General features: G+C 72.2%; 13 protein-coding genes and 1 pseudogene. 4 read left to right on the forward strand and 10 right to left on the reverse strand.

From position 1 onward, the window contains the following. Positions 1 to 19: 19 nt before the first annotated feature. Positions 20 to 388 carry an STAS domain-containing protein gene (locus ACWCXX_RS18790; protein ID WP_451128522.1) on the reverse strand — a complete coding sequence of 123 codons (369 nt, stop codon included), beginning with the start codon at positions 386 to 388 and terminating at the stop codon, positions 20 to 22. Between the two features lie 286 nt (positions 389 to 674). On the opposite strand from ACWCXX_RS18790, the gene ACWCXX_RS18795 reads away from it, so the two are divergent. Next, entirely contained in the window at positions 675 to 1,706 is a 1,032-nt protein-coding gene (locus tag ACWCXX_RS18795; protein ID WP_451128662.1) for an RNA polymerase sigma factor SigF, read from the forward strand. Positions 1,707 to 1,874: 168 nt separating this feature from the next. Here the strand turns inward: ACWCXX_RS18795 and hutI are convergent, their stop codons facing one another. From hutI to ACWCXX_RS18835, 8 genes are all read right to left on the reverse strand, one after another. Next, positions 1,875 to 3,047, reverse strand: a complete 1,173-nt coding sequence (gene hutI, locus ACWCXX_RS18800; protein ID WP_451128524.1) for an imidazolonepropionase — start codon at positions 3,045 to 3,047, stop codon at positions 1,875 to 1,877. A gap of 80 nt (positions 3,048 to 3,127) precedes the next feature. After that, complete coding sequence (locus tag ACWCXX_RS18805; protein ID WP_451128526.1) at positions 3,128 to 4,513, reverse strand: formimidoylglutamate deiminase; 1,386 nt, start codon at positions 4,511 to 4,513, stop codon at positions 3,128 to 3,130. Next, positions 4,504 to 5,796 (reverse strand): allantoate amidohydrolase, encoded by a 1,293-nt coding sequence (locus tag ACWCXX_RS18810; RefSeq protein ID WP_451128664.1) that lies wholly within the window; start codon positions 5,794 to 5,796, stop codon positions 4,504 to 4,506. Before ACWCXX_RS18810 ends, ACWCXX_RS18805 begins: the two co-directional genes overlap by 10 nt. Positions 5,797 to 5,798: 2 nt before the next feature. Beyond that, positions 5,799 to 7,460, reverse strand: a complete 1,662-nt coding sequence (gene hutU / locus ACWCXX_RS18815; RefSeq protein WP_451128530.1) for a urocanate hydratase — start codon at positions 7,458 to 7,460, stop codon at positions 5,799 to 5,801. A gap of 168 nt (positions 7,461 to 7,628) precedes the next feature. After that, positions 7,629 to 8,195, reverse strand: coding sequence for a hypothetical protein (locus tag ACWCXX_RS18820; RefSeq protein ID WP_451128532.1), 567 nt, complete (start codon positions 8,193 to 8,195; stop codon positions 7,629 to 7,631). Between the two features lie 271 nt (positions 8,196 to 8,466). Continuing rightward, positions 8,467 to 9,312 (reverse strand): MurR/RpiR family transcriptional regulator, encoded by an 846-nt coding sequence (locus ACWCXX_RS18825; protein ID WP_451128534.1) that lies wholly within the window; start codon positions 9,310 to 9,312, stop codon positions 8,467 to 8,469. 140 nt (positions 9,313 to 9,452) lie between these two features. Continuing rightward, the gene (locus ACWCXX_RS18830) at positions 9,453 to 10,169 is read right to left on the reverse strand and encodes a hypothetical protein (RefSeq protein ID WP_451128536.1); all 717 of its coding nucleotides are present in this window, start codon (positions 10,167 to 10,169) and stop codon (positions 9,453 to 9,455) included. Further along, positions 10,162 to 10,680 carry a SigE family RNA polymerase sigma factor gene (locus ACWCXX_RS18835; RefSeq protein WP_451128538.1) on the reverse strand — a complete coding sequence of 173 codons (519 nt, stop codon included), beginning with the start codon at positions 10,678 to 10,680 and terminating at the stop codon, positions 10,162 to 10,164. The genes ACWCXX_RS18830 and ACWCXX_RS18835 overlap by 8 nt, the downstream gene beginning before the upstream one ends. A gap of 230 nt (positions 10,681 to 10,910) precedes the next feature. On the opposite strand from ACWCXX_RS18835, the gene ACWCXX_RS18840 reads away from it, so the two are divergent. Then, entirely contained in the window at positions 10,911 to 11,330 is a 420-nt protein-coding gene (locus ACWCXX_RS18840) for a hypothetical protein (RefSeq protein WP_451128540.1), read from the forward strand. A gap of 413 nt (positions 11,331 to 11,743) precedes the next feature. Here the strand turns inward: ACWCXX_RS18840 and ACWCXX_RS18845 are convergent, their stop codons facing one another. Further along, on the reverse strand, positions 11,744 to 13,150 hold the full coding sequence (locus ACWCXX_RS18845; protein WP_451128542.1) for a cystathionine beta-synthase: 1,407 nt from the start codon (positions 13,148 to 13,150) through the stop codon (positions 11,744 to 11,746). 155 nt (positions 13,151 to 13,305) lie between these two features. Here ACWCXX_RS18845 and ACWCXX_RS18850 point away from each other — a divergent pair. Next, positions 13,306 to 14,283, forward strand: a pseudogene (locus ACWCXX_RS18850) (SGNH/GDSL hydrolase family protein); the annotation flags it as partial. A gap of 322 nt (positions 14,284 to 14,605) precedes the next feature. After that, entirely contained in the window at positions 14,606 to 15,826 is a 1,221-nt protein-coding gene (locus tag ACWCXX_RS18855; protein ID WP_451128544.1) for an acetyl-CoA C-acetyltransferase, read from the forward strand. The last annotated feature ends 8 nt before the right edge of the window (positions 15,827 to 15,834 follow it).

Consider the following 15,834-nt stretch of genomic DNA (forward strand, 5'->3'; position numbering starts at 1 on the left):
GTCGCGACGCGTGTCGCGGTCACACGTCCAGGGCCGCTTCGAGGGAGTCGTGGACGGTGAAGACCGCCTCGGCCCCGGTGATTTCGAAGACCCTCGCCACCACTGGCAGCATTCCGGCCAAATGGACCCCTCCCCCGGCCGCTTCCGCCTTGAGGCGGGCACCGAGCAGCACATTGAGCCCGGTGGAATCACAGAATTCGAGGCGCGAGCAGTCGACCACCAGGCGCACCCGCCCCTGCTCGACCGCGTGCTCCAGGGGTTCTCGCAACAGGTCCGCCGTGTGGTGATCCAGCTCACCCACCGGCGTCACGACCTCGCTGCGTCCCTCGGTCCGGGCCTCGACCTGAAGTCGCCCCCGGTTCGCACTGCCGACCGTCCCGCGGTCCATGCCCGTCCCTCTTCGTCGTTCGTCACTGGCTGCGCCTTTGCATGCGCAGATCCGTATGTGCTGCCTCTGACGTTCTTGAAACAGTACGCGCTCTGTGCGCCACGCGATACCCGAAGACCTCAACAAACCGGACATATAGCATCAATTGGCGCTTGTAACTGCCTGTCCGGAGCGGGTAAGGGTAGGGGGACCCCAAAAAAAACACGGCCGGCTTCGGAGGCGCCGCTTCACCGCAGGAACACGTATGGGCATCGGCAGCCATATGCCGAGAACGATGGAGGAGACCATGTCACCCCGGCTCGACGGACCGCGTACCCCCGACGCGACGTCAGCAGGTCCTCAGGGACTGACCCCCTCAGACTTCCCCGCCGCGAACGCCGAAGACGGCACGCGCAACAGCAACAACATCAGCACCACCGGCACCGCCGTCGACACCACCGGCACCGCCACCGGCAGCTCCGGTCGTCCCGACGACACCGGCAGCCGCACCGTCGCCGACGACCACGGCGACGGCCTCGAAGGACTTCCCGAGATCCCGCCCTACGACGAAGTGGGGCCGCTGGACGCCAGGGCACTGTCGAAGACGCTCTTCGCCCGGCTCGCATCCCTCGAAGAGGGCACCCACGAATACTCGTACGTCCGCAACACGCTCGTCGAACTGAACCTGGCCCTGGTCAAGTTCGCCGCCGCCCGGTTCCGCTCCCGCAGCGAGCCGATGGAGGACATCATCCAGGTCGGCACGATCGGCCTGATCAAGGCGATCGACCGGTTCGAGCTCAGCCGGGGCGTGGAGTTCCCCACGTTCGCGATGCCGACCATCATCGGCGAGATAAAGCGCTTCTTCCGCGACACCAGCTGGTCCGTGCGCGTCCCGCGCCGTCTGCAGGAGCTGCGGCTCGACCTGGCCAAGGCGGGCGACGAGCTCGCCCAGCAACTGGACCGCTCGCCCACCGTGGGCGAGCTCGCCGACCGCCTCGGCATCACCGACGACGAGGTCGTCGAGGGCATGGCCGCCAGCAACGCGTACACCGCGAGTTCGCTGGACGCCAAGCCCGAGGAGGACGAGCACGAGGGCGCGCTGGCGGACCGCATCGGCTACGAGGACCACGGACTCGAAGGCATCGAGTACGTCGAGTCCCTGAAACCGCTGATCGCCTCGCTGCCACGGCGCGACCGGACGATCCTCTCGCTCCGGTTCGTCGCCAACATGACGCAGTCGGAGATCGGCGAGGAGCTGGGCATCTCCCAGATGCACGTGTCACGCCTGCTCACCCGCACATTGGTCAAGCTCCGCAAGGGGCTGACGCTGGAGGAGTGAGCGGGCGCGTCGCTCCTCCCCCGCGACGCCGCGTCCGCACGGCTCTCCGGGCCCTCGTGGAAGGACCCGCCCCGGCAATTCGTTTTGCCGGGGCGGGTCCTTCCACGTGTCCGGGCCTCCGGCGGCCGGATGCCTCGGCGATCGGGCCTCCGGTGGCCGGGGCCGCTCTCAGACGACGCGCTCGCCCCGCCGCCAGACCGCGTGGACCAGCGGAACTCCCGGCCGGTAGGCGAGGTGGACATGGCTGGGCGCGTCGAGGAGAACCAGGTCGGCGCGTGCCCCGGGGCCGATGCGGCCGATGTCCGTGCGCCGCAGGGCCGCCGCGCCGCCCGCGGTGGCGGACCAGAGGGCCTCGTCCGGCGTCATCCCCATGTCGCGTACGGCGAGGGCGATGCAGAAGGGCATCGAGGACGTGAACGACGAGCCCGGATTGCAGTCCGTCGAGAGCGCGACGGTGGCGCCCGCGTCGAGGATGCGACGGGCGTCGGGCCAGGCGGCGCGGGTGGAGAACTCGGCGCCGGGGAGCAGGGTGGCGACGGTGTTCCCCTGGGCCAGGGCGTCGACGTCGGCGTCGGTGAGGTGGGTGCAGTGGTCGGCGGACGCGGCGTCGAGTTCGACGGCGAGCTGGACGCCGGGGCCGTGGCCGAGCTGGTTGGCGTGGACGCGGGGGTGCAGGCCCCTGGCCCGGCCCGCCGTGAGGACGGCACGGGCCTGGTCGCCGTCGAAGGCGCCGCGCTCGCAGAACACGTCGACCCAACGGGCGTACGGGGCACAGGCGTCGAGCATCGCCCCGGTGACGAGATCGACGTAGCCGGCCGGGTCGTCGGCGTAGTCCGGGGAGACGATGTGGGCGCCGAGGTAGGTGACCTCCTCGGTGTGCCGGGCGGCGATGCGCAGGGCGCGCGCCTCGTCCTCGACGGTGAGGCCGTAGCCGGACTTGGTCTCGACGGTGGTGGTGCCCTGGCGCAGCGCCTCGGCGAGGTAGCGGGCGACGTTGGCGGAGAGTTCGTCGTCGGTGGCGGCGCGGGTGGCGGCGACCGTGGTCCTGATGCCGCCCGCGCTGTAGGCGCGGCCGGACATCCGGGCGTTGAACTCCTCGGTGCGGTCGCCCGCGAACACGAGGTGGGAGTGGGAGTCGACGAAGCCGGGGATCGCCGCCCGGCCGCCCGCGTCGACGGCGTTGTCAGTGGCGGGTGCTTTGCTTGATTCACCGGCCCAGACGACCCGGTCGCCCTCGATGACGACGGCCGCGTCCCGGACCAGGCCCAGGGGGGAATCCGCTCGGAGGGAGGGGTCGTTGGTGACCAGGCTCGCGATGTTGGTGATGGCGGTCGTCGTCATCGGGTGGTTGCTCTCCTTGCGGGGGGCGGATGTCGGGGTCCGGCGGGTGGCCGCCCGATCGGAGGCCGCCCGCCGGGCTCTCAGCTGTGCAGGGCCGCGATGGCCGAGGCGAGCGCCGCGGGGACGTCTTCGACGAGCGTGTGCCGCCCGTCGCGGACGATGTGCCGGCCCGCCACGACCGTGTGCCGCACATCGGCCGCGGAGGCGGCGAATACGACCGCTTCGGCGGCGAGCCGGGGTGCCGGTCCCGCTGTTCTGACGGAGTCCAGGGCGACGGTCGCCAGGTCGGCGGGGGCGCCGGGTTCGATGATGCCCGCCTCGGGCCGGCCGAGCGCGGCGTGGCCGTCGACGGTCGCGGCGCGCAGCAGGGCCGCCGCCGTCCAGTGGCCCCGGGTCCGGGTGCGCAGGCGCTCGTCGAGCTCCATCGCGCGCGCCTCTTCGAAGAGGTCGATCACGGCGTGGCTGTCGCTGCCCAGGGAGAGCGGCGAGCCCGCTTCCTGGAGGGCGACGGCCGGGCCGATTCCGTCGGCGAGGTCGCGTTCCGTGGTGGGGCACATGCAGGTGCCGGTCGACGAGGAGCCGAGCAGTGCGATGTCCTCGCCGGTGAGGTGGGTGTTGTGGATGCCGGTGGTGCGGGGGCCGAGGACGCCGTGGTCGGCGAGGAGCCGGGTGGGCGTGCGCCCGTGGGCGACGAGGCAGGCGTCGTTCTCGGCGGTCTGCTCGGAGAGGTGGACGTGGAGCGGGGCCTGCCGCTCCTCGGCCCAGGCGGCCACGGTGGCGAGCTGCTCGGCGGGCACGGCGCGCACGGAGTGGACGGCCGCGCCGATCAGGGCGTGGTCGCCGCCCTTGAGGAGCGAGGCGCGTTCGGCCCAGGCGTCCGCGGTGGTGTCGGAGAAGCGCAGCTGGTGCCGGCCGGGCGGCTGGTACCGGCCGGCGCGCTCGCCGAATCCGGCGGAGAGGTAGGCGGTGTCCAGCAGGGTGATCCGGATGCCCGCCTCGCCCGCCGCCGCGATCAGGGCCTCGCCCATGGCGTTCGGGTTGTCGTACGGGGTGCCGCCCGGCGCGTGGTGCAGATAGTGGAATTCGCCGACCGCGGTGATGCCGGCCAGCGCCATTTCGGCGTACACGGCACGGGCGAGGTCGTAGTACGAGTCGGGGGTGAGCCGGGAGGCGACCTGGTACATGGTCTCGCGCCAGGTCCAGAAGGTGCCGGAGCCGACCTGGACGGTGGAGCGCAGGGCCCGGTGGAAGGCGTGCGAGTGGGTGTTGGCGAGCCCGGGGACGGTGAGCCCGCGCAGCACGGTGGCGCCCGGCGGCGGAGTGGCGACGCCGGTGCGGACGCCCACGATCAGCCCCTCGGAGACGTCCAGGGCGACGCCCGGCTCGACATGGGTGCCGAGCCAGGCGTGGGACAACCAGTACGTCACGGTGACGGGCCGGCCCGTCGGTTCCGTTGTCAGCTGCACGCGAGACCTTCCAGTACGTCGGCGAGTGCGACCACTCCGGCCACGCAGTCGTCCTCGGCCGCGTGTTCGGCCGGCGAGTGCGAGACGCCGGTGGGGTTCCGTACGAACAGCATGGCGGTGGGGACCGAAGCGGACAAAATACCCGCGTCGTGTCCGGCGCCGGTTCCGAGGACGGGGACCGCCCGGCCGTCACCGCTGCGGCCCTTGAGGATCCTGCCGAGTTCGTCGCGCAGGGCGTGCTCGAACTCGACGACGGGCGTGAAGGACTCCCGTACGACGTCGAGGTCGATCCCGGCCCGCTCGGCGTGTTCCCTGGCGGCCCGCTCGATGCCGGTGACCACCGTGTCGAGGGCGTCCTGGTCGGCGGCGCGGGAGTCGAGCCAGCCCCGGACGAGGGAGGGGATGGCGTTGACACCGTTCGGTTCGACGGAGACCTTGCCGAACGTGGCGACGGCACCGGCGAGTTCCGCCTCGCGGCGGGCGGCCAGCACGGTCTCGGCGTACGTGAGCATGGGGTCGCGCCGGTCGGCGAGACGGGTGGTGCCCGCGTGGTTGGCCTCGCCGCGGAAGTCGAACCTCCAGCGCCCGTGCGGCCAGATCGCGGAGGCGATGCCGACCGGGTCGCCGGTGAGGTCGAGGGCACGTCCCTGCTCGACGTGGAGTTCGACGAACGCCCCGATGCGGGCGAGCCGTTCGGGGTCCGGGCCGATGGTGTCGGGGTCGTGTCCGGCCGCTTCCATGGCCTGCGGCAGGGTGATGCCGTCGCCGTCGCGGAGCCGGTGGGCCGCCTCCACGGTCAGCTGTCCGGCGGCGAGCCGGGAGCCCACGCAGGCGAGGCCGAACCGGGCCCCTTCCTCGTCGCCGAAGTTGCTGATGGCCAGCGGCCGGGTGAACTCCACTCCCCTGCGGCGGAGTTCGTCGAGCGCGGCGAAGGAGGAGACCACCCCGAGCGGTCCGTCGAAGGCGCCGCCGTCGGGCACGGAGTCGAGGTGCGATCCGGCGACGACGGCGTCCCCGGCCAGGGGGTCGCCGAGCCAGGCCCACTGGTTGCCGTTCCGGTCCTCCTCGTAGGCGAGCCCGCGCGTCTCGGCCTGCGCCCGGAACCAGGCGCGGCAGTCGGCGTCGGCCCCGGTCCAGGCGTAGCGGCGGTAGCCGCCGCTGTCCCGGTTCCGGCCGACCGGCAGCAGTTCCCGCCACATGTCCTGGAACGACGGCGCACCGGCCCCGGGCCGGGGGCCGGCACCCGTGCCGGCCCCGGTGCCCGTGCCGCTGCCGGGCGGCAGGCTCACTGGCCGTCCTCCTTCATCGGCACCCGCACGCCCTTGTCGACGGCCACCGACTCCGCGATGTCGTACCCGGCGTCGACGTGCCGGATGACGCCCATGCCCGGGTCGTTGGTGAGGACCCGGCGGATCTTCTCGCCCGCGAGCTTCGTGCCGTCGGCGACGGTCACCTGTCCGGCGTGGATGGATCGGCCCATGCCGACGCCGCCGCCGTGGTGGAGGGAGACCCAGGAGGCCCCGGACGCCACGTTGACCATGGCGTTCAGCAGCGGCCAGTCGGCGATCGCGTCGGACCCGTCGAGCATGGCCTCGGTCTCCCGGTACGGGGAGGCCACGGAGCCGCAGTCCAGGTGGTCGCGTCCGATGGCCAGCGGGGCGGCCAGTTCGCCGCTCGCCACCATGTCGTTGAAGCGCTCGCCGGCCCGGTCGCGTTCGCCGTAGCCGAGCCAGCAGATCCGGGCGGGCAGGCCCTGGAAGTGGACGCGTTCGCCGGCCATCCTGATCCAGCGGTGCAGCGACTCGTTCTCCGGGAAGAGGTCGAGGATCGCCTTGTCGGTCTTGTGGATGTCGGACGCCTCGCCGGACAGCGCGGCCCAGCGGAACGGGCCCTTGCCCTCGCAGAACAGCGGCCGGATGTAGGCGGGCACGAAGCCGGGGAAGTCGAAGGCCCGGTCGTAGCCCGCGAGGCGGGCCTCGCCGCGGATCGAGTTGCCGTAGTCGAAGACCTCGGCCCCGGCGTCCATGAAGCCGACCATCGCCTCGACGTGCCTGGCCATCGACTCCCGCGCGCGCTGGGTGAAGTCGGCGGGCTTCTCGGCGGCGTACGAGGCCATGTCGTCGAAGTCGACCCCGAGCGGGAGGTACGACAGCGGGTCGTGCGCGCTGGTCTGGTCGGTGACGATGTCGATCGGGGCGCCCTCGGCGAGCATCCGCGGCAGCAGCTCCGCTGCGTTGCCCAGCAGGCCGATGGAGAGCGGCCTGCGGGCGTCCCGGGCCTCGACGGCGAGCTGGAGCGCGTGCTCCAGGGAGTCGGCGCGCACATCCAGGTAGCGGTGCTCGATCCGGCGCTCGATGGCGCGCGGGTCGCAGTCGATGCAGATCGCGACGCCGTCGTTCATGGTCACGGCGAGCGGCTGGGCGCCGCCCATGCCGCCGAGTCCGGCGGTCAGGGTGATCGTCCCGGCCAGCGTCCCGTTGAACTTCTTCGCGGCGACGGCGGCGAACGTCTCGTACGTGCCCTGGAGGATGCCCTGGGTGCCGATGTAGATCCACGAACCGGCGGTCATCTGGCCGTACATGGTGAGCCCGAGCGCCTCCAGGCGGCGGAACTCCTCCCAGTTCGCCCAGTCGCCCACCAGGTTGGAGTTGGCGATCAGTACCCGCGGCGCCCACTCGTGCGTCTGCATGACGCCGACCGGGCGCCCGGACTGCACGAGCATCGTCTCGTCCTGCTTGAGCGTCCGCAGGGTGCGCACCATCGCGTCGAAGGAGCGCCAGTCGCGGGCCGCCTTCCCGGTGCCGCCGTAGACGACGAGCTTGTCGGGGTGTTCGGCGACCTCGGGGTCGAGGTTGTTCTGCAGCATGCGCAGGGCGGCTTCCTGCTGCCATCCCAGGGCGCTCAGTTCCGTACCGCGCGGTGCCCGTACGGGGCGGGGTCCTGACATGGCGGTGCCTCCTCGCTTCTGTAAGTCTCCTATTCACATCCTGAAGGTCTGAATACTCGTAGTCAACAGCCCCGCGCCGGTACCGCCCGGAGCCCGTGTCCGAGACCCGCCCCCGGACCGCCCCGGGCCCGCCCTCGGACCGGGAACGACGGGGCTCGGCTCCGGGGCTCAGCTCCGGCGCGGTGCCCCGCCGAACGCGGCGTCCCCCGCCATCGGTCCGGTGGTCCGGTACTCCTCGACCTGTCTGCCCGCGGGCCGGCCGCGCTCCGCCCGGTCGGTCCGCACCCAGTACAGGACGTCGTCCCGCTGCTCGCGACGGCCGATCCGGACGGCCTTGATCCAGAGCCCGGCCCCGGCCCCGGCCAGCACCAGCCCGCCGGCTCCGGGCAGCAGGAACGCGCAGGCGACGGCGGCCAGGAATGCCCCGAGCAGCCACCACCGGTGCCCGCGCCGCCAGTTGCGTACGGTCACGGCCCGGTCCTGGAGGAAGTCGGACCGTGCGGCACGGGTGGCGCCCCCGGCCAGCTCCGCGTACCGACGGCCGCGCACCAGCGCCACCACGGCGGCGGTGATCAGGAACAGCGCCGCCCCGGCCAGCAGCCCGATCCGGCGCCCGGTGACCCCCGGCACCAGTGTGCCGATCGCCGCCGCGAGCAGCCCGGACCACCACAGCGGTGCGGCTCCGGCCCGTACGATCACGGCCACTCTCGCCAACGACTGCGCTCCGCGCCCCACGTCCGTACCTCGTCTCTCCACGGCGTCCCCCGACCTCCTGTCGGGCTTGTCGGGGCCGGAGGGTAGTGGCCGCAGATGAGCGGTGTCTGAGAAACGCCGGAGCGGCCGACGCGGAATGCCGGGGTGCCCGACCCGGAAGACGACGGAGCGGCGAACAACGGCGCCGAACGCCAGGGCGACGCGGAACCCCGGGGCGACGCGGAACCCCGGGGCGACACCGAGCCCAGGGGGCGGCGCGGGGCGACGGACGACGGCAAAGGCGCCGCGGCCGTCACTCGACGAACAGGCCCCGTGCCGCCGCTCGCGCGTCGAACTCCTCCAGCCGCGCCTGCGCGTCGGGCAGGGCGTCGCACATCGCCTCCAGCAGTACCCGGCCCAGCAGCATGGGCGCGCACGCGGTGTCGAAGGCGAGCCCGGTGCCGACGGCGGCCGGGATCAGCAGGTCGCTGTGTCCGGCGACGGGCGCGAAGGCGGAGTCCGCGACCGATACGACGGTCAGTCCCTGTTCCTGCGCGTACGCAAGGGCGTCCACGACCTCCTTCGGGTGCCGGGGCAGCGCGAAACAGATCAGCGCGGTGGCGCCCGCGCGCCGGACGGCGTCGATCCGGTCGCGCAGCATGCTGCCGCCCTCGTCGAGCACCCGGACGTCGGGGTGGACCTTGGCCGCGAAGTACCCGAAGCCGCGCGCCTGCGAGGAGGCGGCCCGCAGCCCGAGCACCGGCAGCGGGCGCGAGGCCGCCAGTAGTCTGCCCGCGCGCTCGACGGGTCCCGGGTCGGCGAGCAGTTCGGCCAGGTGCCGCAGATTCTCGATCTCGCCGAGCACCGCCTGCTGGTACTCGTTGTGCGCGTCGTCCCCGTCCCCCGACGCGGATTCGGCGGGAGCGACCTCCCGCAGGTGCTTGCGGAGCGCCGGGTAGCCGTCGAAGCCGAGCGCCACGGCGAACCGGGTGACGGACGGCTGGCTGACCCCGGCGAGTTCGGCCAGCTCCACGCTCGACAGGAACGGCACGTCCCCGGCCCTGCGCACCATCGAGTGCGCGATGCGGCGCTGGGTGGGTGTGAGCCGGCGCCCTTCGAAGAGCTGCTGCAACCGCGCGGCCGGGCCGCTCCCGCTCATGCTGTCCCCTCGGTCGATCCGGCGCACCATGATCCGGCGCCGACAAATCCATTCAGCCAGCATGGCATCTGCATGTCCATATGCAGCCGGGCCACCGGAACCCGGACCAGGAACCCCGGCCCGGCCCCGGAACCCGATGCTCAGGAGTCACCGTCCAGGACCTCGACGACCGAGACCCAGGACTTCCAGCGCTGTGTGAAGACCCGCAGCGTATGGCCGCCCGACACCTTCCCGGACCAGGCGGTGACCGTCTCCGGGGCCGCCGCGCCTTCCCGTACGTCCTGCGATGCGCCCTCCGTACGGCTCAGGCCGTCCGCGTCCAGTCCGGCGAGCACCGTCCTCAACTCGTCCCGGGCCGTGGCCTCGTCGCCGTACTCGACGAGGCACCGCCGGGCCACGGCCTTGCGCACGCCCCGGTACTCCGCGGTGTAGCCGATCCGGTCGACCGGGTCCGTCCCCGAGGGCGTACCCGGGAACGCCCTCTGGCAGAACATGCCGATTCCCGCCCGGTTCAGGAGGTCGCCGCGGGCGTCGGAGTCGACGGGCCGCCCCTCGTTCCCCTTCCAGTGCCACACGTCGTCCAGCGGCACCTCCTTCGCGGGCAGGGTCACCACACCGTTCTCGCGGAACGGGTTGTCCGGCGCGATGGCCACGGTGCCCCGCCCGTCCGGCCGGTCCGGCCCGTCCGTGCCGCCCGGCAGCAGGGCCCACGCCCCGGCGGCCATCAGCGCGGCCGTGCACAGTGCCGCCGCACCCGCTCTGCGGCGAGCCCGACGCCGCTGCCCCCGCCGCCGGATCTCCTCGGCGGCGGGGAGCCGCACCACGGCACCGTCCAGCAGCTCCTCGACCTCAGCCATGGTCGGCGCTCCCCACTCTCCCGGCGGTGACAAGGGGATCGGCCAGCCGCTCGCCGAGCACCTTGCGGGCCCGGTGGAGCCGGGTCCGTACCGCACCGTTCGACACTCCCGTCTCACGCGCCACCTCTTCCACCGGCAGGTCCAGCAGATGGTGCAGGACCACGGCCCGGCGTTGCTCGGCGTTCAGCTCGCCGAGCGCGGCCAGCAGCGCCACCCGGTCCGCCGAGAGACCGGGCACGTCCGCGGGCGGACCGTGCCGGAAGTGCGCGCGGACCCGGTTGCGCGTCCTGCGCCAAGTACTGATCGCCAGCCGGACCGCCACCGTCCGCACCCATGGGAGCGGGTCGCCCTCGCGCACCAGGCGGTCCCAGCGCTGCCACGCCCGTACGTACGCCTCCTGCACCGCGTCCTCCGCCTCCGCCAGATCGCCGGTCGTCGCGTAGACGGTGGCGACCAGCCGCTTGGCCGTGGCCGTGTAGAACGCGTCGAAATCCTCGGCCCCCCTCAGCATCGTCCTCCGTCCGTTCCTCACCCGGGAACTGTCATCGCCCAGGAACTGTCATCACCCGGGAGCTGTACACCGCCCAGGCACTGTTCTCATCAGGTACACGCACCGGCGATGGCGGATGTTACGGACGACTTTCCAGGTTTCCCGTCGGCTCCCTCCGTGAGGCGTTCCCCCGGAAAAGAGGGGGGACAGCCCCACTGCGCGTGCGGCCGTCGGCTCCTAGCGTGAGGGGCATGAAAGCCGGAGACTCCGAGCTCGGAAGCGAGCTCGACGCAGCCCTGCAAACCCGTAAAGAGCTGGGTTCGGAGTACGAGTCCGCGCTCGTCGAGTCCTTCCTGGAGAAGGTCGAGCACCGGCTCGACAGCACGCTCGACCGCCGTGTCCGGCGCCATCTCGCCGAGCAGCGGGTGAACCTCGCCAGGGGCGGGCAACCGCCGCATCCCCTGGGCGGTTTCGCCGAGCGCTACGGCTTCGCGATCGTCTCGCTGGTCCTGGCCGTCCCGCTCTCGGCGATCGGCGCGGAGACGGCCCGCACCGGCGGTCTGATCGTCGCCTGGCTGGGGATCGTCGCGGTCAACGCGGTGCACGCCGCCCGAAGTTGGCCGTTCCTCCACCACCGGTCCGGGCGCCCGGCCTCGGGCTGGGAGGACTGAGTCGGCGTCACCTCGCCCGGCGGGGCGGGCCGTACCCCGACGGCGGGCGACCGGCCGCCCCGTCCCCGCGCACGGGTGTGTCGCGGGGACCGCCGCACCCCCGGCCTGCCGGGGGGCGGGACGACGGCGGTCCCCGCGAGGGACGCGGCCCGGGTCGGTACCGGTGCGCCGCGTCCTGGCGACGGTGGAGGTCCGGGAGCCGCTCCGTAGTCCGGTGTCGCCGTATCGGGTGCCGACGGGTCTCCCCCGTCGACACCCGTCACTCTGCCGGACTCGTGTTAAGCCGGTGCTGCGCGCACGTGTCGCGCTCGTACCGTTCTCGCGAAGCCGTGGCCCCGAGGACCGTTCCCACGAGAGCCGCTCCCGCAGACCCGGCCCCGAGGGGCCGGGCTCCGGGGGCACTCGGACGCGCCCTACGCCTTGCCGGCCGACGCGTCCTTGGCGAGGAACGCCAGCAGGTCCTGGCGGCTGACCACGCCCTTCGGCTTGCCCTCCACCAGCACGATCGCCGCGTCCGCCGTGTTCGTGCCGCCGAGCACCGCCATCAGGTCCTCGACCGGTTCGCCGGAGCCGACCTGCGGCAGCGGCGGCGACATGTGCTTCTCCAGCGGGTCGGAGAGCGAGGCGCGCTGGGCGAACAGCGCGTTGAGCAGCTCCCGTTCCACCACGGACCCGACGACCTCGGCGGCCATCACGTCCGGGTGTCCGGCCCCCGGCTTCACGATCGGCATCTGCGAGACGCCGTACTCGCGCAGCACGTCGATCGCCTCGCCGACGGTCTCCTCGGGGTGCATGTGGACGAGCGTCGGGATCGGGCCCTCCTTGTGGTCCAGCACGTCCGCGACGCGCGCGGAGGGGCCGGAGTCCTCCAGGAAGCCGTAGTCGGCCATCCACTCGTCGTTGAAAATTTTACTGAGGTATCCGCGTCCGCTGTCCGGCAGCAGGACGACGACCACGTCGTCCGGTCCCAGGCGCTTCGCGACCTCCAGGGCGGCGACCACCGCCATCCCGCAGGAGCCGCCGACCAGCAGGCCCTCCTCCTTGGCGAGGCGGCGGGTCATCTGGAAGGAGTCCTTGTCGGACACGGGGACGATCTCGTCCGTGACCGTGCGGTCGTAGGCGCTCGGCCAGAAGTCCTCGCCGACGCCCTCGACGAGGTAGGGGCGCCCGGAGCCGCCGGAGTAGACCGAGCCCTCCGGGTCGGCGCCGACCACCTTCACCGAGCCGCCGCTGATCTCCTTCAGGTAGCGGCCGGTGCCACTGATCGTGCCGCCCGTGCCGACGCCCGCGACGAAATGGGTGATCTTCCCGTCCGTCTGCTCCCACAGCTCGGGACCGGTGGTCTCGTAGTGCGAGCGCGGGTTGTTGGGGTTCGAGTACTGGTCGGGCTTCCAGGCTCCCGGCGTCTCCCGGACCAGCCGGTCGGAGACGTTGTAGTAGGAGTCGGGATGCTCGGGGTCAACGGCCGTCGGGCAGACGACGACCTCGGCGCCGTAGGCGCGCAGCACATTGATCTTGTCCGTGGACACCTTGTCCGGGCAGACGAAGATGCACTTGTACCCCTTCTGCTGGGCGACGATCGCCAGGCCGACGCCAGTGTTGCCACTGGTCGGCTCGACGATGGTGCCGCCCGGCTTCAGCTCGCCGCTCTGCTCGGCGGCCTCGATCATGCGCAGGGCGATGCGGTCCTTGACCGAACCGCCGGGGTTGAAGTACTCGACCTTGGCCAGGACCGTCGCCTGAATGCCGGCCGTCACACTGCGCAGCCTCACCAGCGGGGTATTGCCTACGAGACTGATCATCGAATCGTGGAATTGCACCGTGTACTCCGGGGTCTCCGTGATGGTGCGGCAAGGGTATGCGCACGGGCACGGGATTGGGCGAAGCGATTGAGCGACGGCCACCGCGGGGCAGTTAGCTCTATGTACGGCGGTACGGCGACGAGGAGGTGGACCGGACTGTGTCAAGAGCAAGGGTGGCACGGCGGATCGCGGCGGGCGCGGCCTACGGCGGCGGCAGCATCGGATTGCTCGGTGCGGCGGCGGTGGGCGTCCTGCTGGCGGAGGTCCAGCTGGCGAAACGGCAGGTGGGCGGTGGCATCGCACCGGTCCCGCCGAGCGCCGACGGGCGGTACGGGGTGGCGTTCGCCGGACCCGCGGAGCCGCTGCAACTGGGGTTGCTGGGCGACTCGACGGCGGCCGGACAGGGGGTGCGCCGGGCCGGACAGACACCGGGCGCGCTGCTCGCGTCGGGGCTCGCGGCAGTCTCCGAACGACCGGTGGATCTGCGCAACGTCGCCCAGCCGGGCGCCCGGTCGGACGATCTGGAACGACAGGTCTCGCTGCTGCTCGCCGACACCTCCCGTACGCCCGACGTGTGCGTGATCATGATCGGCGCGAACGACGTCACGCACCGGATCCCGGCCACCCAGTCGGTGCGCTGTCTGACCACCGCGGTGCGCAGACTGCGCACCGCGGGTGCGGAGGTCGTGGTCGGCACCTGCCCCGACCTGGGCACGATCGAGCCGGTCTACCAGCCGCTGCGCTGGCTGGCCCGGCGGGTGAGCCGGCAGCTGGCGGCGGCCCAGACGATCGGTTCGGTGGAGCAGGGCGGGCGCACGGTGTCGCTGGGCGACCTGCTCGGGCCGGAGTTCGAGGCGAATCCCCGGGAGCTGTTCGGGCCGGACAACTACCACCCGTCGGCGGAGGGCTACGCCACGGCGGCGATGGCGGTGCTGCCCACGCTCTGCGCGGCGCTGGGGCTGTGGCCGGAGTCCGAGCGGCTGGACGGGGCCCGGCGCGGGGACATGCTGCCGGTGGCCGAGGCGGCCTCCCAGGCGGCCAAGGAGGCCGGTACGGAGGTCACGGGGGCGCGGGCGCCCTGGGCACTCCTCAAGCAGCGCAGGCGGCGGCGCCTGCCCGCGGCCACGGACCCCCATCCCGAGCCGGAGCCGCGCGACGAGGCCATCGAGAAGGCGGAAGCCGCGAGGGGCGCCGAGGAGGCCCCGCACGCCACAACAGGGGCGACAGACGGGGAAACGGGTGGGGAGACGGGTAGGGGAACGGGTGGGGAGACGGACGGGGGAACGGACGGAAAGAAGGACGGGAGAGCGTGCGGAGAACCGCGCAATCTCCCGGCCAATTGATCGACTGAGCGGTCGCTTAGAAAAGAGGTCGGCATCACATGCACTCCCCGGTGACCCAGCCCTTACGTACAGGTAACTTCCAAGTCAGCACCTGTCAGAACCCGCCTTCCAGCCCTCATGGAGCCGCGTGATGCCCGAAGCCGTGATCGTCTCTGCCGCCCGTTCCCCCATCGGCCGGGCCTTCAAGGGTTCGCTGAAGGACCTGCGCGCGGACGACCTGACCGCCACGATCATCCGGACCGCGCTGGCGAAGGTGCCCGAGCTGGACCCGAAGGACATCGACGACCTGATGCTCGGCTGCGGTCTGCCGGGCGGCGAGCAGGGCAACAACCTGGGCCGGATCATCGCCGTGCAGATGGGCATGGACCACCTCCCGGGCTGCACGATCACCCGCTACTGCTCGTCCTCGCTGCAGACCAGCCGGATGGCGCTGCACGCCATCAAGGCCGGCGAGGGCGACGTCTTCATCTCGGCCGGTGTCGAGATGGTGTCCCGCTTCGCGAAGGGCAACTCCGACAGCCTGCCGGACACGCACAACCCGCTGTTCGCCGAGGCCGAGGCCCGTACTGCGGCCCGCGCCGAGCAGGCGGGCACCGACTGGCACGACCCCCGCGAGGACGGCCTGGTCCCGGACGCGTACATCGCGATGGGGCAGACCGCGGAGAACCTGGCCCGGTTCAAGGGCGTCACCCGCCAGGACATGGACGAGTTCGGTGTCCGCTCGCAGAACCTCGCCGAGGAAGCCCTCAAGAACGGCTTCTGGGAGCGCGAGATCACCCCGGTCACCACCCCGGACGGCACGGTCGTCGCCAAGGACGACGGCCCGCGCGCGGGCGTCACCATGGAGGGCGTGCAGGGCCTGAAGCCGGTGTTCCGCCCGGACGGCCTGGTCACCGCGGGCAACTGCTGCCCGCTCAACGACGGCGCCGCCGCGCTCGTGATCATGTCCGACACCAAGGCGCGCGAGCTGGGCCTGACCCCGCTGGCCCGGATCGTCTCGACCGGCGTCTCCGCCCTCTCCCCCGAGATCATGGGGTACGGACCGGTGGAGGCGAGCAAGCAGGCGCTGAAGCGGGCCGGGCTGACGATCGACGACATCGACCTGGCCGAGATCAACGAGGCGTTCGCCGCCCAGGTGATCCCGTCCTACCGCGACCTCGGCCTGCCGCTGGAGAAGGTCAACGTCAACGGCGGCGCCATCGCCGTCGGCCACCCCTTCGGCATGACCGGCGCCCGGATCACCGGCACGCTGATCAACAGCCTGCAGTTCCACGACAAGCAGTTCGGCCTGGAGACCATGTGCGTGGGCGGCGGCCAGGGCATGGCGATGGTCATCGAGCGGCTGAGCTGAGGTGCAGC

This window comes from Streptomyces sp. NPDC001732, assembly GCF_053596315.1.